Genomic DNA, 22,726 nt, shown 5'->3' on the forward strand with positions numbered 1-22,726 from the left:
TCTTCGCAGCGACGGCGAGATTGTTACGCCGCCGTCAGTCGCGGGCGTAGCCGATCAACGGCTTGCGCGGGCGGAACAGCAGCATCAGCGCCACCCCGATCACGCCCAGCACCGCGAAGGTCGGCTGCGTCAGCACGAACTTGGCCACATGGTTCCACAGCCACGGCGCAGTCTGCTCGAGCCAGTCGCGAAACGACTGCTGGCTGGCCTGATGGATGTCGTTCCAGAAGTCCCCGAGCTTGGTCCACTGCACTGAATTATCGGCGACCGACCGCGCGCCGTCATAGACCAGGAAAATGAACCCTCCGGTCAAGAACAGCAGGCCGATCAGCCGAAATAAGCCCCGGATCATGTCAACCACCCCGATTGCCTCTGCCCCGGGCCGGGCTTACCGGTCGGGAGGGGAGAATTCAACCTCGCCGCCGGTTTGGGGATCTTTCCGGGGGGCACCATGCCTTATGCCTGGAACCGGCGCGCCGCTGGCCCGCACGCCACCGTTGACGCTGGAAAGCGCTGCCAGTATAACCCGGCCGATGGCGGTGGGGGCGATCCTGCCGCCGCTGTTCTTTGGGCGGCGCCGCGGATTGTGGCCGTGTCGGCTCCGGGAGCATCTTCAGCAACATCCGGAACACACGGCATGACGCATTCGCGCGGCATCGCCAATCAGCCCCGGCCGCTCGAGCAGAGGCCGCTGCAGGATTTGAGAGATCATGGCTAATACGTCTTCCGCCAAGAAAGCGACCCGCAAGATCGCCCGGCGCACCGCGGTGAACAAGTCGCGTCGGACTCAGATGCGCGGATCGGTCCGGACCGTCGAACAGGCGATCGCGAGCGGCGACCGCGAGGCCGCGCTGAAGGCGATGGCCCAGGCCGAGCCGGAACTGATGCGCGCAGCGCAGCGCAACATCATTCACAAGAACGCCGCGAGCCGGAAGGTGTCGCGCCTGACGCACAGCATCGCCAAGCTGGCGAAATAATTCTCACCATCATCTCGGATGGTTTCGATGCCCGGCTCTGCCGGGCATTTTCTTTTTTGGCGACGGCTCGAGCGATGCCGCTGTGTTCGCGCTGCGCCCATTGGTGTAGTTGCCGCTCGAATGCGGTACGCGGTCGCTCATAATTTGAATCGAGTGCCGCCTGCGATCGGCGCCACCTGCCTCGTTCCGAAACACATCGCGGGCGACGTCAATCGCGCTTGACGCGACCGCGAAGAAACCGCTGCTGCACAGCAGGAACTCTGGCGTTTGTGCAGCTCGCTTGACTTTCAGCGAACGCGTCCTCGTGCAACTACGCGGTCATTTATGACAGGGGTTACCCTGTCCGAGCGCTCACGAAAATCTGCGGCGAGCGAACCACTTATCGGCAAAGCACCGACGAGCGTTTGGAAAACGCCTTCACCCGACCGTCAAAGGTAAAGGATTCATGAAATTCTTTTAGGTACGCGGCCAAAATGTCACGCACCGAGCACACATCGAATCTGTGCACAGATTCAAAATCTTGCCTCAGCGGAATTGATTAGTTGCCTGTTTCGTCCTCGCTCGAGGCGAAATCTTCACCCTCCCCTCGGAATCATATCCATTGCGGCGGAGGAGCCGTCGTGGTTTTCATAGTCCACCCGCGACGCCCACGGCTCTTCAGATCAGAGCGGTTTGAGAACCAAGGGCGGACATGCAAATCGGCGGCGGTATGCATGTTAGCGGCTTTTCCAAATGACGGTCGAACTGCAACTCATAGCAATATGGGGCTGGCGAAGCCGTGTCTGAATTCAAGTGGAAGCGCTCGCGTAGCGAGCGGCTTCCGGGCGAACGATGACATCGACGATCCAGTAGCGGGCCGACGCGGTCTCGGAGAGCAGCGCGGGTTTTGTTTTGGCGACGTCTGGCCGCGCGCGAGCGCGGCGAGAGGGGGAGGTTTCATGAGCACCGCATTCGACGTATCATTCGAACCTGCCGATCTTCCGGTCGAATTCTCCGCCATGGCGGGACATTCGTTTTTCAATGGTCGTTGCTGCGCTCATGCTCCGGTCTATCCGTCGAGTCCTCCACTGAGCTGACCGTTTAATTTCCATCCCTGTTCGGCCCTGATCTGACGTCGGCTGCTGCAGCCGAAACAGAATCGCTATGGCCGAAATCATCTCGCTGGTCGCGGCGACGGCGTGAGCCGTTATGGCTCGCCGCTGCGATGGCCCGTCACTCTGGAACTGAAAAGCTGCTGAAATGTCGAACATGGAACAGGATCGCTGGTCACGCGTGAAGGGCCGTTTGCGCTCGAGCGTCGGCGAGGACGTGTATTCGAGCTGGTTCGCGCGAATGGACCTCGAAAGCGTTCAAGACGAGAGCGTGCATCTGTCGGTGCCGACCCGGTTCCTGAAGAGCTGGATTCAGACGCACTACTCCGACAAGGTACTGTCGTGCTGGCAGGCTGAACTGCCGGACGTCAATCGCATCGACCTCACCGTGCGTTCACCGGTACGCTGTGCAGCCCCCGCCAAGGAGGCTCCTGCGCCAGCGGAGAGCCGTCGCGACGAGCAGCGTTCGGCAGCCGAGCGCAGCAACGGCGCGGCGCCGGTATCGGCCAATCACGATGCGCTCGGCGGATCGCCGCTCGATCCGCGCCTGACGTTTGCGAGCTTTGTCGTCGGCCGCTCCAACACGCTGGCGCATGCCGCCGCCAAGCAGGTGGCCGAAGGCCGCCGCGGCGATCCGGTGATGTTCAATCCGCTGTACATTCACTCCGGCGTCGGTCTCGGCAAAACGCATTTGCTGCAGGCGGTGACCTGGGCCGGCAATACCGGCAACGAACGCAAGGTGCTGTATCTCACCGCCGAGAAATTCATGTACGGCTTCGTCGCGGCGCTGAAGACGCAGACCTCTCTCGCCTTCAAGGAAGCGTTGCGCGGCATCGACGTGCTGGTGATCGACGATCTGCAATTCCTGCAGGGCAAGACCACCCAGGCCGAGTTCTGTCACACGCTGAACGCGCTGATCGACGCCGGCCGCCAGGTCGTGGTCGCCGCCGACCGGCCGCCGTCCGACCTCGAAAGCCTCGACGAGCGGGTGCGCTCACGTCTCGCCGGCGGCCTTGTCGTCGAAATGGCGCCGCTCGGCGAAGATCTCCGCCTCGGCATTCTGCGCTCGCGCGTGGTCGCGGCTCGCGCTCATCACGCCAGCTTCGACGTACCGCAGCCGGTGCTCGAATATCTCGCTCGCGCCATCACCCATAACGGTCGCGATCTCGAAGGCGCGATCAACCGCCTGCTCGCGCATTCCAAGCTGAACAATCAGCCGGTGACGCTGGAGATGGCCGAGCACGAGGTGCGCGACCTGATCCGCCCCTCTGAGCCGAAGCGGATCAAGATCGAAGACATTCAGCGCATCGTGGCGCGGCAATACAACGTCAGCCGCTCGGACCTTCTGTCGTCACGCCGCACCGCCAACGTTGTGCGCCCGCGCCAGGTCGCGATGTATCTGGCCAAGACACTGACGCTGCGCTCGCTGCCGGAGATCGGCCGCCGCTTCGGCGGGCGCGACCACACCACGGTGCTGCACGCGGTCCGCAAGATCGAAGGGCTGGTGTCGAAGGACAACACGCTGTCGGACGAGGTCGAATCGCTGAAGCGTCAGCTTCAGGAGTAGGCAGGCCGGCGAGCAGCCACGCTTGCATGATTTTCCGGCCCGAATGTCGGGGAAATTGAGGTGGCGGCGGCCGCTCACTCTTGCGTCCGCCGCACAACCACGCCAACCTGCGACCCCCCGCGGGTCCGGGCGACCTTGCGGGTGCCAAGTTGCCGCGGCGCCGCACCAGGCCGCCGGGCCTTTCCAATATAGCCGGCAGCTTCATCAAACGATGCGGGCGCGGATCAGGCGGGTTTTGTAATGAAGGTCACGGTCGAACGCGCGCAACTGCTCAAGTCGCTGGGCCACGTCCATCGTGTGGTCGAGCGTCGCAATACCATTCCGATCCTCGGCAACGTGCTGGTTCGCGCCGAGAACGCGCAGCTCGCGCTGAAGGCGACCGACCTCGACCTCGAAGTCACCGAGACGCTGCCGGCCGAAACCGCGACCGCCGGATCGACCACGGTGCCGGCGCACATGTTCTACGACATCGTCCGCAAGCTGCCGGACGGCTCGCAGATCGTGCTGGAGACCGACGGTGACCGTTCTGTTCTGGCGATCCGCGCCGGGCGTTCGCGGTTCACCCTGCAGACCCTGCCGGAAAGCGATTTCCCGGACCTCGCCGCCGGCGAGATGAGCCACGCTTTCAAAGTGCCGGCTTCCGACGTCAAGCGGCTGATCGATCGCACCCAATTCGCGATCTCGACCGAAGAAACCCGCTATTATCTGAACGGCATCTACCTTCACACCGCGGCGAGCGCCAACGCCTCGGCCCTGCGCGCGGTCGCCACAGACGGCCACCGACTGGCCCAGCTCGATCTGGCGCTGCCGAGCGGCGCCGACGGCATGCCCGGCGTGATCGTGCCGCGCAAAACCGTGAGCGAGGTGCAGCGGCTGATCGAGGACACCGACGCGGAGATCGGTCTCGAATTGTCGACCGGCAAGATCCGCTTCACGCTCGGCAACGTCGTGCTGACCTCGAAGCTGATCGACGGCACCTTCCCGGATTACGGCCGGGTGATCCCGCAGAACAACGACAAGGAACTTCTGGTCGACAAGAAGGACTTCGAGGCCGCGGTCGACCGCGTCTCGACGATTTCTTCCGAGCGCGGCCGTGCCGTGAAGCTGGCGCTGTCGGCCGGCAAGCTGGTGCTGTCGGTGACCAATCCGGATTCCGGCAGCGCCACCGAAGAGCTTGAGGTCGAGTACGCTTCCGACCCGCTCGATATCGGCTTCAACTCGCGCTATCTGCTCGACATCGCCGCACAGATCGAAGGCGAAGTTGCGGTGCTCAAGCTCGCCGACCCGGGTTCGCCGACCCTGATCCAGGACCGCGATTCCAAGAGCGCCCTGTACGTGCTGATGCCGATGCGGGTGTAATACGAGCCGCTTCAATCGCACCATCGTCATCGCCCGGCTTGACCCGGGCGCCCCAGTCTTCCAGAGCGTCTCGGGTCCTAACGAACGCTCTGAGATACTGCGCCCTCCGCTTTCGCGGAAGGTGACGGCAGTGCAAGTTGCAGTCCCTTGCAACTCCTCAGCGCAAGCCATTGCATGACCCCCGCTCGCATCACCCGCCTGACGCTGACGCACTTCCGAAATTACCGCGCCGCGTCGCTGTCGACGACCGCCGACCAGGTCGTGCTGGTCGGCCCGAATGGGGCCGGCAAGACCAACTGCCTGGAGGCCATCTCGTTTCTGTCGCCGGGTCGCGGCCTGCGGCGGGCAAGGCTGGAAGACGTCGCCGGCCATGAAGGTGATGGTTCGTGGGCAGTGTCGGCGGAAGTCGAAGGCGCGTTCGGCCTCGCGACCCTCGGCACCGGAATCGAGCCGCCGCGCGGCGATGCGGCGACGACACGGCGCTGTCGCATCGACCGCGAACCGGTCGGCTCTGCGGCCGCGTTCGGTGACCATCTGCGCATGGTGTGGCTGACGCCGGCAATGGACGGCCTGTTCATGGGCGCCGCCTCGGAGCGCCGAAGGTTCTTCGATCGCTTGGTGCTGGCGATCGACAGCGGCCATTCGGCCCGCGTCTCGGCACTCGATCGCAGCCTGCGGTCGCGCAACCGCCTGCTCGAAGACGTCCGCAACGCCGACTCGCATTGGCTCGACGCGATCGAACGCGAAACCGCGGAACTCGCGATCGCAGTGGCAGCGCAGCGTGGCCAGACCGCCACCAAGCTTGCCGCGATGCTCGATGCCCGCGGCGCCACTTCGGCGTTTCCGTCTGCGAAAATCATGCTGCACGGCTGGATGGAGAACGCCCTGGCGTCCGAACCGGCCACCGCGGTGGAAGACCGCTACCGCGCCATCCTGCGCGACAACCGCAGCCGCGACGCCGCCGCCGGTCGCACCCTCGACGGTCCGCATCTCACCGACCTCGAGGTGATCTACGCGCCCAAAGCGATGCCGGCGCGCGACGCCTCCACCGGCGAGCAGAAGGCGCTGCTGATCGGGCTGGTGCTGGCGCACGCCCAGCTGGTCGCCGAGACCACCTCGATCACGCCGCTGCTGTTGCTCGACGAGGTGGTGGCGCATCTCGATCCGGCACGCCGCGCGGCCTTATTCGCCGAACTCGAGAGGCTCGGCGCGCAGGTCTGGATGACCGGAGCCGACCCTCTGGCATTCGCCGAGATCGGCGCGGCATCCGCGATTTTCGAGGTCGAGAACGGACGAATCACGGCTCGCAAGTGAGCCCCTGAACGGTTCAGCGACGACACTTTCGCCGACCTTCGCAGCAGACCTCGAAACGACCTTTCCGGGCCTTGCAACGGCGTCAAAAATCCCTATTTCTTCAAGAGCTTGTATGCCACGACTTTGCACTGGTGACCGGTCTCCTTTCATGGCACAAAAGAACGCCTCGCTTGCCTCTAGCGCATGCTGATTCGATCGCACTCCTGAAGGTCCTTGCATGACTGAACCTGCCCGGCAGGCCTCTGCCGAATCCGCGCATCCCGTGCCGGCCGAATATGGCGCGGAATCGATCCGGGTGCTGAAGGGCCTCGATGCCGTCCGCAAGCGGCCGGGCATGTATATCGGCGATACCGACGACGGCTCGGGCCTGCACCATATGGTGTACGAAGTCGTCGACAACGCCATCGACGAAGCGCTGGCCGGCCATGCCAGTCGGGTCGAAGTGATCCTCAATGCCGACGGCTCGGTGACGGTGCGCGACGACGGTCGCGGCATCCCGGTCGACATCCACAAGGGAGAAGGCATCTCGGCGGCCGAGGTCATCATGACCCAGCTGCACGCCGGCGGAAAATTCGACCAGAACTCCTACAAGGTCTCCGGCGGCCTGCACGGCGTCGGCGTCTCGGTGGTGAACGCGCTGTCGAGCAAGCTGATCTTGCGGGTGTGGCGGAACGACAAGGAACACTACGTCGAATTCGCCCACGGCGACGCCGTGGCCCCCCTGAAAGTGGTTGGCGAGGCCAATGGCAGGCGCGGCACCGAAGTGACGTTCTACGCCTCGGCCGACACCTTCACGCACATCGAGTACGACTTCGCCACGCTGGAGCACCGGCTGCGCGAACTCGCCTTCCTGAATTCCGGCGTCAACATCCTGCTGTCCGACATGCGTCATGCGGTCGAGAAGCGCGAGGAGATGCGCTACGAAGGCGGCGTCACCGAGTTCGTCAAATATCTCGACCGCAACAAGAAGCCGATCGTGCCGGTGCCGATCGTGGTCGGCGCCGACCTCAACGGCATCACCGTCGAAGCCGCGCTGTGGTGGAACGACACGTACCACGAGAACGTGCTGTGCTTCACCAACAACATCCCGCAGCGCGACGGCGGCACGCATCTGGCCGGCTTCCGTGCCGCGCTGACGCGCCAGCTCACCGGTTATGCCGACAACAACGCCAAGAAGGAAAAGGTGGCGCTGACCGGCGATGACTGCCGCGAAGGCCTCACCGCGGTGCTCTCGGTGAAGGTGCCGGATCCGAAATTCTCGTCGCAGACCAAGGACAAGCTGGTATCCTCGGAAGTGCGGCCGGTGGTCGAGAACGTGCTCAACGAGGCGCTCGCCGCCTGGTTCGAAGAGCACCCGGCCGAGGCCAAGACGATCGTCGGCAAGGTGATCGAAGCCGCCGCCGCCCGCGAAGCCGCGCGCAAGGCGCGCGAGCTGACGCGGCGCAAGGGCGCGCTCGATATCGCCTCACTGCCAGGGAAGCTCGCCGATTGCCAAGAGCGCGACCCGGCGAAGTCCGAACTGTTCATCGTCGAGGGTGACTCGGCCGGCGGAAGCGCCAAGCAGGGCCGCAACCGGGAATTCCAGGCCGTCTTGCCCCTGCGGGGCAAGATCTTGAACGTCGAGCGCGCGCGCTTCGACAAGATGCTCTCGTCCGAACAGATCGGCACGCTGATCACCGCGCTCGGCACCGGCATCGGCCGCGACGACTTCGATCTGGGCAAGCTGCGCTATCACAAGATCATCCTGATGACCGACGCCGACGTCGACGGCGCGCACATCCGGACGCTGCTGCTGACGTTCTTCTTCCGGCAGATGCCGGCGCTGATCGAGGGCGGCTATCTCTACATCGCCCAGCCGCCGCTCTACAAAGTGACGCGCGGCAAGTCCGAGCAATATCTGAAGGACGAGCGCGCGCTCGAAGATTATCTGATCGCGACAGGGCTCGATGACTGCGCCTTCAAGCTCGCCAACGGTGAGGTGCGCGGCGGACGCGATCTGCTGGCGCTGGTCGAAGATGCGCGCGCGATCCGCTCGACGCTGCACAATCTGCACAGCCGCTACAATCGCAGCGTGGTGGAGCAGGCGGCGATCGCCGGCGTGCTGAACCCGAGGGTCACCAGCGACGTTGCGACCGCCACCGAGGCCGCCGCCTACATCGCGCGCCGGCTCGACGTGCTGGCCGACGAAGTCGAACGCGGCTGGACCGGCCGCTTCGTCGAAGGCGAAGGCTTCCAGTTCGAGCGCACGGTGCGTGGCGTGAAGGACGTAGCGATGATCGACGATGCGCTGCTCGGCTCGGCCGACGCCCGCAAGCTCGACGAGTACGCGGCGGTGCTGCAGGAAGTCTATCCGCGCCCAGGCATGTTGCGCCGGAAGGACGCCGAAACCGCGATCCACGGCCCGATCAGCCTGTTCGAGGCGGTGACCGATGCCGGCCGCAAAGGCGTGGCGCTGCAGCGCTACAAAGGCCTCGGCGAGATGAATCCGAACCAGCTCTGGGAGACCACGCTCGACACCAACGCCCGCTCGCTGCTGCAGGTGAAGGTGCGCGAGGTCGACGAAGCCGACGACATCTTCACCAAGCTGATGGGCGACGTCGTCGAACCCCGCCGCGAATTCATCCAGGAGAACTCGCTGCACGCGACCGTGGACGTGTAGACGATCTCATTGATCGATTGCAGCGCTGCCAGAAGCGGCTATGCCCTCATTTTGACGAGCCCGGCAAGGCCGGGCGTCTGGAAGAATGAGGCGCCGGATCGCTTGCGGCCCATGGTTCGAGACGGCGCTGCGCGCCTCCTCACCATGACGTTGTGCTGGTTAGGAGCTTGCAGCAGAGGCGGTTCTGATCGTGAGAAGCAGAACCGCTTCAAGCCTTGGCGCTACGTAACTACGCCGCCCGCTCCGCCTTCAGCACGCCGCGGCGGATCTGGTCTTCTTCGATCGATTCGAACAGCGCCTTGAAGTTGCCTTCGCCGAAGCCGTCGTCGCCCTTGCGCTGGATGAATTCGAAGAAGATCGGGCCGATCGCATTGGCCGAGAAGATCTGCAGCAGCACCTTGGTCTGGCCGCCATCGACGACGCCTTCGCCGTCGATCAGGATGCCGTTGCGCTGCAGCCGCGCGAGATCTTCGCCGTGCTTCGGCAACCGGGCGTCGATCTTTTCGAAGTAAGTCTGCGGCGGCGACGGCATGAACGGCAGGCCACTGGCGCGCAGGCCTTCGACCGTGCTGTAGATATCTCGGCAGCCACAGGCGATATGCTGGATGCCCTCGCCGCGATACAGATTGAGATACTCCTCGATCTGCCCAGAATCGCCGGCGTCTTCATTGATCGGAATCCGGATCTTGCCGTCCGGGCTGGTCAACGCCCGCGAGAACAGGCCCGAGGCGCGGCCTTCGATGTCGAAGAAGCGGATCTGCCGGAAGTTGAACAGCTTGGCATAGAACCCGGTCCACACATCCATGCGACCGCGATGGACGTTGTGAGTCAGGTGATCGATGTAATAGAGGCCCGATCCGGCAGGCCGCGCATCGCGCGCGCCGACCCAGTCGAACTCGGCATCGTAGGCCGAGCCTTTGGCGCCGTAGCGGTCGACGAAATACAACAGGCTGCCGCCGATGCCCTTGATCGCCGGCACGTCGAGCGTCTTCTGGGCGGACGCGATGCCGGCCGGTTCGGCGCCGAGCGCGATCGCCCGCTCATACGCCTGTTCGGCATCGACCACGCGAAACGCCATCGAGGGTGCGCACGGCCCGTGCGCAGCGACGAAGTCGGTGCCGTGAGTGCCGCGCTGCTCGTTGACCAGATAGTTGACGTCGCCCTGGCGATAGACCGAGATCACCTTGGTGCGATGCTTCGCAACCAGACTGAAGCCCATCAGGTGGAACAGAGCGTGGAGCTGCGCCGGATCGGGATGGGCGAACTCCACGAACTCGAACCCGTCGGTGCCCATCGGATTGTCGGCGGTGATCGTGGCCGGCTGCGCATCGTGCGGAAATGGTCCCATCGGCGGCTCCTCCAGATTGGTTCTTGAGCCGGTAGTATCGTCTGCCCGACTCGCAAGGGGCGTGCAAATGCGAGCCGATCGCGCTAGCCTGTGCACGATCCATGCATTAAACATGGCCTTTGCGCATGATATCTGTCGACGCCTTCGACCTGAAGATCCTGAGCGCGCTGCAGGACGACGGCCGCCTGACCAATCAGGAACTGGCCGACCGAGTGCAGCTGTCGCCATCGCAATGCTCGCGTCGGCGGATGCGGCTGGAGCAGGACAACATCATCACCGGCTATCGCGCCGAGCTGGCGGGCGACGCGCTCGGCTTCGGCGTCGTGGCCTTTATCCAGATCACCCTGGCGACGCATTCGCCGGGCAACGCCGAGAAGTTCAGGTCGCTGATCGGCCGGATCGACGAAATTCAGGAAGCCTATTCGCTGACCGGCGATGCCGACTACGTGCTGAAGGCCGTGCTGCGCGACCTCAGGGGCTTGTCCGATCTGGTCAACAACGTGCTGATGCCGCACCAGAGCGTCGCCCATGTGCGTTCCTCGATCGTGCTCGACCGCCTCAAGGAAAGCGCGAGGCTGCCGCTGGCGCAGCTCACGAACGGCTGATCCTTCCGACTTTGTTGCAGACTGATCGTCCCGGCGAGGGCCCCGTCGCTCAGCTCCGCGGAATCGAGATCCGGCAAACGATTCCGGCAGGGCGAAAATCCAATGTGGCCCCGCCGCTGCCGAGGCTGCGCGAGATCAACGTTTGGCCGAAGCCAGAGCTTTGCGGCTGCGTCACCGGCGGACCGCCGTGCTCCTGCCACTCGATCGTGAGCGCATCGGCGCCGGCGGCGACCTGGCGCACAGAGATCCGGCCGGACGGGACCGACAGCGCGCCATATTTGACGGCGTTGGTTGTGAGTTCGTGAAACACCAAACCGAGCGACACCGCCGTTCTGGCTTCCACCGCAACGTCCAGCCCGTCAGTGACAATGCGACCACTGGACAGTGAGGCGAACGGCGCCAGTTCGGCGGCAAGCACATCGCGGATCTGCAGGTTCTGCCACGAGGCGTTCGACAGCAGCGTGTGGGTCGCCGCCAGCGCCTGGATCCGGCCGGTGAACGACTTCTGGAAATCCCCGATAGTGCGTTCGTGCGCGGCGGTGCGGGCGCAGATCGCCATCACCATCGTCAACGTGTTCTTGACCCGGTGGTCGAGCTCGCCCATCAGCAGCGCCTGGTGCCGCTCGGCGGCCTTGCGCTGCGACAGGTCGACCAGCGTGACGACGCAGCCCTGGGTGCGCTCGCCCGAGACCAAGAGCGGCGCCGCGCTGATCATCACGTCGGTGATCGCTGCCGACGGCGTGCGCACCGCGGCTTCCAGTCCCCGCACCGGAAGGCCGGCAGTCGCCATGGTGACGATGTCGTCGCTGCTCATCAGCTCGGAGGCTTCGGGGAAGCTGAGCGCGATCGCCTCGGCGAAGGTCTTGCCGACCGGCGCCTCGGCGCAGATCCGCATCGCTGCGCCGTTGAGATGGGTGACGCAGCCGGCCCGATCGCAAACGATCACCGCCTCGTTCGCCGAAGCCAGGATGGCACGCGCGAGCCGCTCGGACTCGCGGGCCGCTGCGGCCTGTTCGCGTTCGCTGATATCGGTGAAGGTGATGGCCGCGCCCTGCACGACGCCGAATTCCAGCGGCGTCCCGGTGAGCAGCATGCTGCGCTCGGCATTGCCGACTCGCAGATGAATCTCGGCCGACTGCCGTTCCCGCTGCGCCTGCGCCAGCAGGCCTCGGAAGGCGGCCTGGTTGACCGGATCGAGCAAGGCGACCAATGCCGACGCAGTCAACGAGCCATGCGCGCAATCGAGCAGCGTGCACAGCGCCTGATTGGCATACAGCAACTGGCCGTCCCGATCGAACGCTGCGGCGCCGACGTCCATCGCTTCCATGAAAGTACGATAGGATTGGCCGCCGCCCTCGAGCGTGAACACCTGCTCGGCATCGGCCCCGCGCACCACGACGGCGTCGATTTCGCCGTCGCGGATCGCCCGCAATGTCTCCTCGGCCTCCTCTAGCCGGGCTTCCAGTTCCGCCCTGCTCAGCGCCGAGATTGCCGACGTCACGAGGACGACTCCTCCACCGCCAGATGCACCAACACTTTCGGCGTGTCGGAGAGATCGCCGATGATCTTGCGGATCGGCACCGGCAGCTCCTTGACCAAGGTCGGGATCGCGACGATGCCGTGCTCGCGAGCGAGCTGCGGTGACTTCTTCAGGTCGATCACCTCGACCTTGTACTTACCGGCGAGATGCTCGGCGCAGATCTTTTCGAGATTGCGGATCGCCGCCAGCGATTTGGGCGTTTCGCCGGCGACATAGAGCACCAGCTTGATCGGGTCAGCCATTGGTCGCGCCTCTACTCCGTGCCACCGGCCGGACCGGCAACGCCCCGGCTCCGCGCCATCTCGCTCGCATCGCGTTCGCTCTGCGTGCGATAACTGGCTTCCACCTGCATCAGCCGCTGCAGCTCGGCTTCATCGGCCGCAAGATCGGCCTGCAACGTATCGATCTGCGCGAGCGAGCGCCTCCGGCGCTGCTCGATCTGGTCCTGCAGCCGCGCCAACTCGGTGTGGCGCTCGTTCTCCGCGCGGCGCGCTTTGGCCTCCTCGGCCCGGCGCGCCGATCCGGTCACCGCGCCGCCGTCGCCGAGATAGGGCGGCAACAGATGGATACCATCGTTCGACATCACGAATTCGCGGACCTGATTAGAATGCGCGATGCCACGTGCCTTCAACAGATAAAGCTCACGATTGAATTCGCCGTGCGCTTCGCGATTGAGCAACAGGATCCAAGCATCCATCAGCGACGACAGGCCGGCTTCGGTCTCGGTTCGCGTGCCTTGGGTGAGATGCGTGAACACGCCGGTGATGCCGTTGGATTTCAGATAATCGACCATCCGCAGCAGCATCGACTGCACCTCACCGATCTGACCGCTTTCGGTGAACGCGGAAATCGGATCGAGCACCACGAGTTCCGGCTTGAAGCGCGCGACCTCGCGCAGCATCACCGCCAGGTGCATTTCCAGGCTGTAGAAAGTCGGCCGCGCCGCGATGTAGCGGAGCCGGTCGCTGCGCAACCAACACTCGAGGTCGGTGCCGACCGACCTCATGTTGCGGACGGTCTGCGCCTCGGATTCCTCGAACGACAGGTACAGCGCCTTGTCGCCTCGCCGGCAGGCGGCGTCGACCATCATGCAGGCCAGCGAGCTCTTGCCCGAACCGGCAACACCACTGATCAGCACGCTGGTGCCGCGAAAGAATCCGCCGCCGGACATCATTGCGTCGAGGTCGGCGACGCCAGTCGAAATTCGATCCTGATAGACCTTGTGCGAAAGCCCGAGCGACGACACCGGCAGCACGCTGAAGCCGTCTTCGTCGATCAGAAACGGATACTCGTTGGTACCATGAGCGGTACCGCGATACTTTACGATCCGGAGCCGGCGGGTCGAGATCTGACTATCGACCCGGTGATCGAGCAGGATCACGCAATCCGAGACGTATTCCTCCAGACCCTGCCGGGTCAGCGTGCCGTCGCCGCGCTCGCCGGTGATGACCGCGGTCAGCCCCTTCTGCTTCAGCCAATCGAACAGCCGGCGGATTTCGGCGCGCAGCACGGCCGGATTCTGAAATGCCGAGAACAGGCTCTCGATGGTGTCGAGCACGATCCGCTTGGCGCCGATCTGATCGACCGCGAACTCCAGCCGAAGAAACAGGGCTTCGAGATCGTAATCTCCGACCTCGGCGACCTCGGTCGGATCGATCGCGATATGCTCGATCAGAATCCGCTCCTGATCGATCAATCCCTGCAGATTGAAGCCGAGCGAGGCGACGTTGTCGACGATATCCACCGGACGCTCTTCGAACGTCACGAATACGCCGGGCTCGCCGTAAAGCCGCGCGCCGTTGATCAGGAAGGTCGATGCGAACAGCGTCTTGCCGCACCCCGCCGATCCACAGACCAAGCTCGGACGCCCGGCGGGCAAGCCGCCGAGGGTAAGATCGTCGAAGCCTTCAATACCCGTCGGGGCCTTGGTAATGCCGTCTGTCATCGGTGTACAAATCGTTTTGCGACTTGTAGGAGAACCGCAAGTCGCTGCCTAGGGGAGGGAAAGCGAAAATCCTGTGTCCAGGCGCCGGAACAAATTCCAGTTATCGGCGTTCCCGCCTGCGGCTGCGACCCGACTGTCAAACTAACTTGACGCCCGCGGTGGTCTGGACGCCCCTGTCCCGAATGGATCACGGCCAGGCCTGATCAGTCCGCCCGGCGGACGATCACGCCATACCAGCCGAGGCCACGATAGGTCTCGTAGCCGGGCGTCAGGTGGAAGCCGACCAGTGCGCCGTGGTTGTCGCAGTAGGTCCCGCTGGGCGGGTGGGCGGAGGGCAGCGGAAAGCGCTCGTCGAGGATGCCCTGCCCGTCCGAAGCGGCGATCACACGCCGGTCGGCGTCGAGCAGCAGCACCCGAGAACGGTTCGGGTCGTCGACCCGCACCCCCTGTACGATCGCCTTTGCCTGCACCTCCCAATCGAAGTGGATTGCCAGAATACCTAGCGGAGTACCGTCACTGCGGCCGTCGGCACAGATACTGGCGCAATAGGTCGCCACTTGGGCATCGCCCAGCAGCGCCAAACGCTCGACATTCCCCGCCACATAGTCGTCGCCACTGCGCAGCCGCAACGCCTCCTTGAACCACCCTTGGCCAGCGACGTTCTGGCCTGCCACCGCGAAACGGTTCGGCCGGCCATTGGCCAAGATAGTCCCGTCGAGACCGCACAGCCACAGGTCGAGGTAGACGGTATAGGCCGACAGGATCACGCCCAGCCGCTCCGACGCATGGGCGAAGGCCTGCGGCGAAGGTTCGGATGCGCAGTCCACTACGGCAGAGTCAGTCGCCCACCAGCGGACGTCGCAAGTACGTTCATACAGATTGCGATCGATCAGTTCGACGGCGTTGAGCGCGAGATCGACCAGCCGATCGCCGTGCGACCGCCGGGTCATATCACCGATCGATTCGATCAGTTCGCCGGTTCTTCTGGTCAGCTGAGCTTCGAGATCGCGCGCGATCTGTTCGATCTGAGCGCCGACATTGCGAACCTCCTGGGCGACGATGGCAAAACCGGCGCCGTGCTTGCCGGCGCGCGCACTTTCGATCAGCGCATTGAGCGCCAGGATCTTCATCTGGCTGGTGATGTTCTGAATCGTCCGGGTCTTGCCGCAGGCAATCTCGTTGACCTCCGACGTCAGCCGCGACACCAACGCAGCGACGTCAGCTCGATCATTCGTCCTGGGCTCACCAGCCATATCCGTCTCTGCGAACGGCGGCGGCGCGCATCTGTTTCCATCCCCGACGCCGAATGGCGCCGGCGATAAATGTGAGCGAATTCTCCTAATGAGGGCTAAACCAAAAACAGGGAAATCCAGCCGCGCCCAGCCCCTGATTGCTGTTAGTTTGTGCAAAGCGACTGATTGGTGGACAACCGACGACTGTCATAATTCATGAAGGCAGCTAACTACCTTTCCCAAGCTCATTGGTCGATCGCCGCGCAGCGCTGATTCGACGACAGGTCATCGACCGACCAACCTGACAAGTCGATCAGGACACCGTCATCGGCGGCACCGGCAGCGCCGTCACTGATTTGATCTTCTCCATCGCGAAGCGCGAGGTCACGTTCTTCAGCGGCACGGTACCGATCAGCTTCTTGTAGAACTGGTCATAGGCGCGCATGTCGGCGACGACCACGCGCAGCATGTAGTCGACGTCCCCGGCCATCCGGTAGAACTCGATCACTTCCGGCATCGCACTGACCGCATCGGCGAAGGTCTTCAGCCAGGCATCGGAATGATCGCCGCTCTCGATCGAGACGAACACCGACAATCCCAGGCCGATCTTGTCCTGGTCGACCAGCGCGACGCGCTTGGTGATGACCCCATCGGCTTCGAGACGCTGAATGCGCTTCCAGCATGGGGTGGAAGACAATCCGACCCGGTCCCCGATCTCGGCGACCGACAACGACGCATCCTGCTGAAGAACCGTGAGGATTTTCCGATCAATAGCGTCGAGCCGCCGGCTGGGTTCGGCGGGAGCGCTGTCGACATCGGTCATGACGGAGAACTTTCTTCCAAATACGATGGCACAACGCATCATAAGTGGAATGGAATTTCCCGCAAGTCAAAGTTCCCGACTTGCGGGTGCGCAGCTGACCGACATCCGCCGCGCCTCAGCCTTGGCGGACAAATGCGCCTTCAGGCAACCCGCAGTTTGGCGCCCCGACCGCCGGTGAAGGCCTCCAGATGGCGTACGGCCGCCTTTTGGGCGTCGCCCGGCGAGCGGAAGCCCTGCCCCTCCAGGCCGGAAAAGTCGTCACAGGCGGAATGGAAGCGGAAGCTGCGGCCGTCGCGCACCACGATGCCGGCGGCGCGCGAATCGACTTCGATGATGAAGGCATGAGACATGGCGGCACTTCTCTGGTCGGCGACTCGCTTGGTCGAGCCGCACGCCGGCCTGATAACCCCGCACTGTTTCAGGCAGATGAAGCGCGCTTAAATCTTTGATCTTACGTGGCTCTACGGAAACGTAGGGAACCCGGCGGATCAGCAGCAGGACATCGGCGGAAACGCCGGCTGAAGCTTGCGGAGCGCCCGGTAGAACCGTGCGAACCAGCGGCGCGGCCACGGCTGAGCTTGAAGCCAGCGCTCCTGCACGTCGTCGTCAGGCTCGACCGGCGCCTCGACAGCCGGGGCGACGGGCTTCGTCGGCGCCTCGAACGCGACCGCGATCCGCGGCCGGTCGTCGTAAGTGAGCATCGCCATGTCAGCCTCGTTTTTCTGCCGGCAGCTCGGCCGGCGGTTGCACGGGCGGATCGTCGTCGGCGATCGCTCGCCAGGCGGCTCCGTCGAGATCTTCGTATTGGCCACTCTTCAGCGACCACAAAAACGCTATCAGCCCGAGCAGGCCAAGCCCAAGCGCCAAAGGCACCAAAAAGACCATCACTTCCATCGTGCGGCTCCCCGGCGGACGCGGCGCGCCCGCATCGCGTTCAGCATCACCAGAAGCGACGAGCCGGACATTGCAAGCGCCGCGATCAACGGCGTGGCATAGCCCGCGATCGCGATCGGAACCGCCAGCATGTTGTAGCCGACGGCCAGACCCAGATTTTCGCGCATCACGGCCATCGCCTTTCGCGAGTAGTCCACCGCAGCCAACACCGGCGCCAGCTCCTTGCCGAGGAACACCAGATCGGCAGTTGCCTGGCTGAGGTGCGTTGCGCTGATCGGCGACATCGAGACCTGCGCAGCGGCGAGCGACGGTGCGTCGTTCATGCCGTCACCGACCATCATCACGGTGCGGCCCTGCTGCTTGAGCGCTTCGATATGCGCGATCTTTTCCGAAGGCGTGACCCCGGCGCGCCAGACGGAGACGCCGAGCGCGTCGGCGGCATGACGCACCGCCGGCTCGCGATCGCCGGACAGCAATTCGACCGCGATGCCGCGGTTACGAAGTGCGTCGATTGTCTTGGCCGCATCCGGCCGCAGCAACTGCCGGACCGCGAACACCACCCGATGCCCGCCCCGGCTGAACGCCACGACGGAAACTTCAGGATCTTCACTGAGGATCTGGTTGGCTTCAGCGTTTGCGCCGCAGAAGGCGGGACTGCCAAGCCGCAGCTCCTCGCCGGCGTAATCGGCACGAACGCCCCGGCCGGGTTCCTCGACCACACCGGGGAGCGGCGCCTTGGCCTGCGCTGCGCGCGCCACCGCCGCGGCAACCGGATGATGGCTGGCAAGCGCGAGCCGGCCGGCGAGTTCGAACATCTCCGGCGGCACGCTGCCGGCGTTGACGACGTCGAGCTCGGGCAGCGTCAAGGTCCCGGTCTTGTCGAACACGATCGTATCGACGGACGCGGCGCGCTCGATCGCATCTCCAGCGTTGAGCAGGACACCGGCTCGGAACATCGCCCCTGACGCGACCGTCTGCACGGCGGGAATCGCGAGGCCGAGCGCGCACGGACAGGTGATGATCAACACCGCGATTCCGATCACGATCGCATCGTGCCAGCTCGCGCCGGCCAGCACCCAACCAAGGATGGTGAGCAGCGCCGCAGCGTGGACGACCGGCGCGTAGAGGCGCGAGGCGCGATCGGCGAGCTGCACATAGCGCGAGCGCGCCTGCAGCGCATGATCGAGCAGCCGCGTGATCTCCGACAGCAGAGTGCCTTCCGCTGCGGCGGCGACGCGGACCCGCAACGTCCCGGAGATGTTGAGGGTGCCGGCATAGACCTGCGTGCCGCGCTCGGCCGGCACGTGCAGCGTTTCACCGGTGATCAGGCTCTGGTCGATCTCCGACCTGCCCTCGATCACCGTGCCGTCGACCGCGCAGCGCTCGCCGGGCCGCAGCAGCACGATGTCGCCGGACCGCACTGCGGCGATCGGCACCTCGGCGATTTCGTCGGGGCCGACGAACTTCGTCGCAGTCTCCGCCTTCAGCGCGGCGAGATTGCCCGCAACGGCTCGCGTCTTCTGCCGCATCTTTTGGTCGAGGAAGCGTCCGGCCAGCAGAAATGCGATCAGCATCACGGCCGCGTCGAAATACGCGTGCTCGGCGTGGTTGATGGTCTCGACCAGCGACATGCCGAGGGCCAGCGAGATGCCGATCGTAATCGGCACGTCCATATTGACGCTTTTCGCCTTCAGCGCGCGGAAGGCCGACTGGAAGAACGGCTGTCCGGCATAGGCGGCGCACGGCAGCGCCACCAGCGCAGACAGCCAATGGAAGAAGTCGCGCGCTTCAGGGCTGAGATCGCCGCCATACCACACCGGTACCGACAGCATCATCACGTTCATGGTGGCGAAGGCCGCGACGCCGAGACAGCGCAGCAGATATTTGCTGCGCTCGGCTTCCTCGACTTCGGCGCGGACCGGCTCGTAAGGGTAGGCCTTGTAGCCGAGCTCTGCGAGCCGATCGATGAACTGGCCGGGTTCGAGGGCGCTGCCCTTGTTCCACTCCACCGCGAGGCGGCGATCGGTGAGATTGACGCGCGCCAGCGTCACGTCCGGAATCGACTGCAGACCGCGCTCGATCTTGGCCATGCAGCTTGCACAGTGGACGCCTTCAACGGCGAGGTCGAGATGTGCGATCCGGCCGTCGACGTCTTTGACGTAGTGTGAGAAATCCCGCGTCTGCAGCATTCGGCGATCCTCGTCACGCCCGCCGGCCAGGCGTTCAGTTCAACATCAGCTTGTTCCGGGACAGGAACATGCGGACTCCGCCCTTGTCGCCCTCCAGGACGAGATCCCAGCGTCCCGGCAGCACGCGGTCGGCATCGCCGCGATAGACGCCGGTGGAGATCTCCGCCAGCGTCACCTCACGGTCGTACCGCTTGTCGGAGGGGCGCTCCAACCGGCCGAAGAAGTTGAGGCCCGCGAGCGGAAGACCGGCTTTGTCGCGCGCCTCGACCTGCAGTACGGCGGCACCGTCCGGCTTGCGCTCGACCTTGGCATCGACCTTCCACCCGCGCTTGTCCTGATCACGCGCGGCTTCGATTTCCCGCTCATAGGCGAGGCTCGCGGCGTAGGCGCTGTCGACCTCGGTCCCGGGCAGCGTCTTGATCGCCAGCGTCATCATCAGGCCGTTGACGCCGAACACGATGCCGAAGAACACCACAAGCGCGGCGAGAACGACTTTGCCGGTGAGCGGACGCGGCGATGAATTCGAACGGCTCATGTTCAGGCTCCGGTTCGGATCAGGGCGTGACGAACACGTCCTTGGTGGAGGCGACCTCGCCGAGACCGATATCGGTGACGTGGAACGTCACCGGCACCGAATGAGGCATGTCGTCGCTGGAGTTGGAATCGACTAGGACGCGCAGTTCGGTAGTGGTGTCGCGCCCCAGAATGATCATCGGCCGGTCCGGCGTGATCGAATCCGCGCCGACGACGTGGATCACCGCGTTCGGCGGACCCTCGACGTCGACCGCGACGACCCGGTCGAACCCGCGCTTGTTGAGGAAGCGGACAGTGTAGCCGTTGCGAACCGATCCGTCGGACAGCCGCACCGCGACCGGATTGCGGTCGTGCAGCACGTTGACGTCCAGCAGGGTACGGTTCGCGAGTTTGTAGAGCATGGCTCCGCCGATCGCGACGATGATCAGCGCGTAGACCACCGTGCGGGCCCGGATCGGCTTGAAGACTTCCGGCTTGCCCTCCATCCGGCGATGGATGTTGATGTCGTTGTCGTAGCCGATCAGCCGGGTCGGCCGACCGATCTTCTTCATCACATTGTCGCAGGCATCGATGCAAAGGCCGCACTGAATGCAGTCGAGCTGCGGTCCGTTGCGAATGTCGATGCCGGTCGGGCACACCGCGACGCACTGGTTGCAGTCGACGCAATCGCCGACCGGCTCGCCGATCGCACGGAGCTGCTCTGCCTTCTTGAGCGACGAGCGCTTCTCGCCGCGGTCGTACTTATAGGTGACGTTGAGCGCCCACTCGTCGGTCAGCGCCGCCTGAATGCGCGGCCACGGGCACATATAGACGCAGACCTGCTCGCGCATGAAGCCGGCCAGCGTGTAGGTGGTGAAGGTGAGGATGCCGATCCAGATATACGCCACCATCGGCGCATCGAAGGTGACCAGTTCCTTGATCAGGGTCGGGGCGTCGGCGAAGTACAGCACCCAGGCGCCGCCGGTCCACCAGGCGATCATCAGCCAGATCGAATGCTTGAGCGCCAGTTCGGCGGCGCGCTGCATCTTGAAGCCTTCGCCCGCCTTGCGCATCCGTTCGCGGCGGTCACCCTCGACGAACCGTTCGACCGCGTAGAACAGGTCGGTCCACACGGTCTGCGGACAGAGATAGCCGCACCACACCCGGCCACCGAGCGAGTTCATCAGGAACAGCACGATGGCGGCGACGATCAACAGACCGGTAAAGTAGTAGATCTCCTGCGGCCACAGTTCGATGGCGAAGAAATAGAACCGGTTATTGGCCAGGTCGATCAGCACCGCCTGATCGGGCGCGCCGAGACCGCGGTTCCAGCGAACGAACGGCAAAAAGTAATAGATCCCGAGGCAGACCGCCATCAGGATCCACTTGGTTCGCCGGAACGGGCCGGAGACGCTTTGCGGGTAGATTTTCTTTTGTGCCTCGTACAGCGGACCATCGTCGTCCGGCTGCAGCTCGGTCGCGCGCAGGGGTTTGTTCATAGCGAGGGTTCTTTTCCCTTCTGAAGTCTAGCGCAAGTTCAATTCCGGGCGCGCGGATCACAACCTCGCGTGTCCCCCAACACGCGAATCCTGCGCGCCCGCAAGCGGCGGCTATTTGCCGCCGCCGAGCGAGTGAACGTACACCGCCATGGCCTTGATGGTGGTCGGATCGAGGCGACCGATCCACGCCGGCATCACGCCGCCGCGGCCATTGGTGATCGTCTGGATAATCGTAGCTTCGTCGCCACCATACAGCCAGATCTTGTCGGTCAGGTTCGGCGCACCGAGCTCCGGATTGCCCTTGGCGTCCTCACCGTGACAGGCGACGCAATTATCCGCGAAGATCTGCTTGCCAGCGGCCAGATCGACGCCCGGACGGGTCGACATCCCGGACAACGAGCGGACGTAGTTGGCGACTTCGACGATCTGCTCCTTGGTCAGTACACCGTCCTTGCCGAAGGCCAGCATGTTGCCCATGTGGCCGTCGTCGTTACCGGAGCGGGCGCCGTACTTGATGGTCTTCTCGATCTGCTCGAGCGAGCCACCCCACAGCCAATCGTCGTCGTTCAGGTTCGGAAAGCCCTTGCCGCCGGCGGCGCCGGAGCCATGGCAGGCCGCGCAGTTATCGCCGAACACCACCTTGCCCTTGGCGCGCGCCAGAGCCAGCAGAGCCGGGTTCTTTTCGATCTCCTCGAGCGAGGCGCTCGCGAGCGCCTGCATCTTCTCGCCGCGAACCTGATTGAGCTTGGCGAGATCGACGTCGAGTTCGGCGCGCGACGAGTAGCCGAACAGGCCGTGAGTGTAGCCGTTCATCAACGGCCAAGCCGGATACACGATGAAGTAGCCGATCGACCAGATGATCGTGGCGTAGAAGGTCCAGATCCACCACCGCGGCAGCGGCGTGTTCAGTTCCTTGATGCCGTCCCACTCGTGACCGGTCGTGGTTTTGCCGGTGACATGGTCGTATTCGCCTTCGTGTGCGTGGTCAGCCATGTTCGTATCAATCCTCTCGCAGCGGCATCCGGGCGGCGTCGTCAAACGCCTCTTTATTCTTCGGCCACAGCGCATACACCACGATGGCGACGAAGATGGCCATGAACAGCGGCGTCCACCAGGTGGTGACAAGATGGGACGCTATGTTGTCTAAGTAGATGATCGCTTTCATGTCGCC

Annotated in this window: 21 protein-coding genes; 6 read left to right on the forward strand and 15 right to left on the reverse strand. The window is 64.2% G+C overall.

The window, feature by feature from the left end; all coding sequences use genetic code 11:
- Nucleotides 1-34: 34 nt before the first annotated feature.
- Complete coding sequence (locus DNX69_RS14685) at nucleotides 35-352, reverse strand: hypothetical protein (RefSeq protein ID WP_110786703.1); 318 nt, start codon at nucleotides 350-352, stop codon at nucleotides 35-37.
- Between the two features lie 358 nt (nucleotides 353-710).
- On the opposite strand from DNX69_RS14685, the gene rpsT reads away from it, so the two are divergent.
- From rpsT to gyrB, 5 genes are all read left to right on the forward strand, one after another.
- A complete protein-coding gene (gene rpsT / locus DNX69_RS14690) occupies nucleotides 711-977 on the forward strand; it encodes a 30S ribosomal protein S20 (protein WP_110786704.1) in 267 nt (88 codons plus the stop codon).
- A gap of 1,239 nt (nucleotides 978-2,216) precedes the next feature.
- Nucleotides 2,217-3,635 (forward strand): chromosomal replication initiator protein DnaA, encoded by a 1,419-nt coding sequence (dnaA, locus tag DNX69_RS14700; RefSeq protein ID WP_110786706.1) that lies wholly within the window; start codon nucleotides 2,217-2,219, stop codon nucleotides 3,633-3,635.
- Nucleotides 3,636-3,875: 240 nt separating this feature from the next.
- Nucleotides 3,876-4,994, forward strand: coding sequence for a DNA polymerase III subunit beta (gene dnaN / locus DNX69_RS14705; RefSeq protein ID WP_110786707.1), 1,119 nt, complete (start codon nucleotides 3,876-3,878; stop codon nucleotides 4,992-4,994).
- A 174-nt stretch (nucleotides 4,995-5,168) separates the two neighbouring features.
- Nucleotides 5,169-6,308, forward strand: coding sequence for a DNA replication/repair protein RecF (gene recF, locus DNX69_RS14710; protein ID WP_110786708.1), 1,140 nt, complete (start codon nucleotides 5,169-5,171; stop codon nucleotides 6,306-6,308).
- A gap of 217 nt (nucleotides 6,309-6,525) precedes the next feature.
- Entirely contained in the window at nucleotides 6,526-8,967 is a 2,442-nt protein-coding gene (gyrB, locus tag DNX69_RS14715; RefSeq protein ID WP_110786709.1) for a DNA topoisomerase (ATP-hydrolyzing) subunit B, read from the forward strand.
- Between the two features lie 229 nt (nucleotides 8,968-9,196).
- Here the strand turns inward: gyrB and hppD are convergent, their stop codons facing one another.
- The gene (hppD, locus tag DNX69_RS14720) at nucleotides 9,197-10,315 is read right to left on the reverse strand and encodes a 4-hydroxyphenylpyruvate dioxygenase (RefSeq protein WP_110786710.1); all 1,119 of its coding nucleotides are present in this window, start codon (nucleotides 10,313-10,315) and stop codon (nucleotides 9,197-9,199) included.
- 125 nt (nucleotides 10,316-10,440) lie between these two features.
- Between hppD and DNX69_RS14725 the strand changes: the two genes are divergently transcribed.
- Nucleotides 10,441-10,920, forward strand: a complete 480-nt coding sequence (locus DNX69_RS14725; RefSeq protein WP_110786711.1) for an Lrp/AsnC family transcriptional regulator — start codon at nucleotides 10,441-10,443, stop codon at nucleotides 10,918-10,920.
- 49 nt (nucleotides 10,921-10,969) lie between these two features.
- Here DNX69_RS14725 and DNX69_RS14730 read toward each other — a convergent pair whose 3' ends face one another.
- The 13 genes from DNX69_RS14730 to DNX69_RS14790 form a co-directional block, all read right to left on the reverse strand.
- On the reverse strand, nucleotides 10,970-12,421 hold the full coding sequence (locus DNX69_RS14730) for a PAS domain-containing sensor histidine kinase (protein WP_110786712.1): 1,452 nt from the start codon (nucleotides 12,419-12,421) through the stop codon (nucleotides 10,970-10,972).
- Entirely contained in the window at nucleotides 12,418-12,702 is a 285-nt protein-coding gene (locus tag DNX69_RS14735) for a circadian clock KaiB family protein (protein ID WP_011155579.1), read from the reverse strand. Before DNX69_RS14735 ends, DNX69_RS14730 begins: the two co-directional genes overlap by 4 nt.
- Nucleotides 12,703-12,713: 11 nt before the next feature.
- On the reverse strand, nucleotides 12,714-14,405 hold the full coding sequence (gene kaiC, locus DNX69_RS14740) for a circadian clock protein KaiC (RefSeq protein WP_110786713.1): 1,692 nt from the start codon (nucleotides 14,403-14,405) through the stop codon (nucleotides 12,714-12,716).
- Between the two features lie 203 nt (nucleotides 14,406-14,608).
- Nucleotides 14,609-15,658: a methyl-accepting chemotaxis protein gene (locus DNX69_RS14745; RefSeq protein ID WP_110786714.1), complete on the reverse strand. Its 1,050-nt coding sequence runs from the start codon at nucleotides 15,656-15,658 to the stop codon at nucleotides 14,609-14,611.
- Nucleotides 15,659-15,950: 292 nt separating this feature from the next.
- Nucleotides 15,951-16,460 carry an Lrp/AsnC family transcriptional regulator gene (locus DNX69_RS14750; RefSeq protein WP_110786715.1) on the reverse strand — a complete coding sequence of 170 codons (510 nt, stop codon included), beginning with the start codon at nucleotides 16,458-16,460 and terminating at the stop codon, nucleotides 15,951-15,953.
- Between the two features lie 140 nt (nucleotides 16,461-16,600).
- Entirely contained in the window at nucleotides 16,601-16,810 is a 210-nt protein-coding gene (locus tag DNX69_RS14755) for a hypothetical protein (RefSeq protein ID WP_110786716.1), read from the reverse strand.
- Between the two features lie 138 nt (nucleotides 16,811-16,948).
- A complete protein-coding gene (locus tag DNX69_RS14760) occupies nucleotides 16,949-17,167 on the reverse strand; it encodes a hypothetical protein (protein WP_110786717.1) in 219 nt (72 codons plus the stop codon).
- Between the two features lies 1 nt (nucleotide 17,168).
- Nucleotides 17,169-17,354: a cbb3-type cytochrome oxidase assembly protein CcoS gene (ccoS, locus tag DNX69_RS14765; RefSeq protein ID WP_110786718.1), complete on the reverse strand. Its 186-nt coding sequence runs from the start codon at nucleotides 17,352-17,354 to the stop codon at nucleotides 17,169-17,171.
- The gene (locus tag DNX69_RS14770) at nucleotides 17,345-19,543 is read right to left on the reverse strand and encodes a heavy metal translocating P-type ATPase (RefSeq protein WP_110786719.1); all 2,199 of its coding nucleotides are present in this window, start codon (nucleotides 19,541-19,543) and stop codon (nucleotides 17,345-17,347) included. Before DNX69_RS14770 ends, ccoS begins: the two co-directional genes overlap by 10 nt.
- 34 nt (nucleotides 19,544-19,577) lie before the next feature.
- On the reverse strand, nucleotides 19,578-20,078 hold the full coding sequence (locus tag DNX69_RS14775; protein ID WP_110786720.1) for a FixH family protein: 501 nt from the start codon (nucleotides 20,076-20,078) through the stop codon (nucleotides 19,578-19,580).
- 19 nt (nucleotides 20,079-20,097) lie between these two features.
- Entirely contained in the window at nucleotides 20,098-21,555 is a 1,458-nt protein-coding gene (gene ccoG / locus DNX69_RS14780; RefSeq protein ID WP_110786721.1) for a cytochrome c oxidase accessory protein CcoG, read from the reverse strand.
- Between the two features lie 111 nt (nucleotides 21,556-21,666).
- Nucleotides 21,667-22,548 (reverse strand): cytochrome-c oxidase, cbb3-type subunit III, encoded by an 882-nt coding sequence (ccoP, locus tag DNX69_RS14785; protein WP_110786722.1) that lies wholly within the window; start codon nucleotides 22,546-22,548, stop codon nucleotides 21,667-21,669.
- A gap of 7 nt (nucleotides 22,549-22,555) precedes the next feature.
- The gene (locus DNX69_RS14790; RefSeq protein ID WP_110786723.1) at nucleotides 22,556-22,720 is read right to left on the reverse strand and encodes a cbb3-type cytochrome oxidase subunit 3; all 165 of its coding nucleotides are present in this window, start codon (nucleotides 22,718-22,720) and stop codon (nucleotides 22,556-22,558) included.
- Between the last annotated feature and the right edge of the window lie 6 nt (nucleotides 22,721-22,726).

This window comes from Rhodopseudomonas palustris (genome assembly GCF_003226555.1).
GTDB classification, from domain to species: Bacteria; Pseudomonadota; Alphaproteobacteria; order Rhizobiales; family Xanthobacteraceae; genus Rhodopseudomonas; species Rhodopseudomonas palustris_I.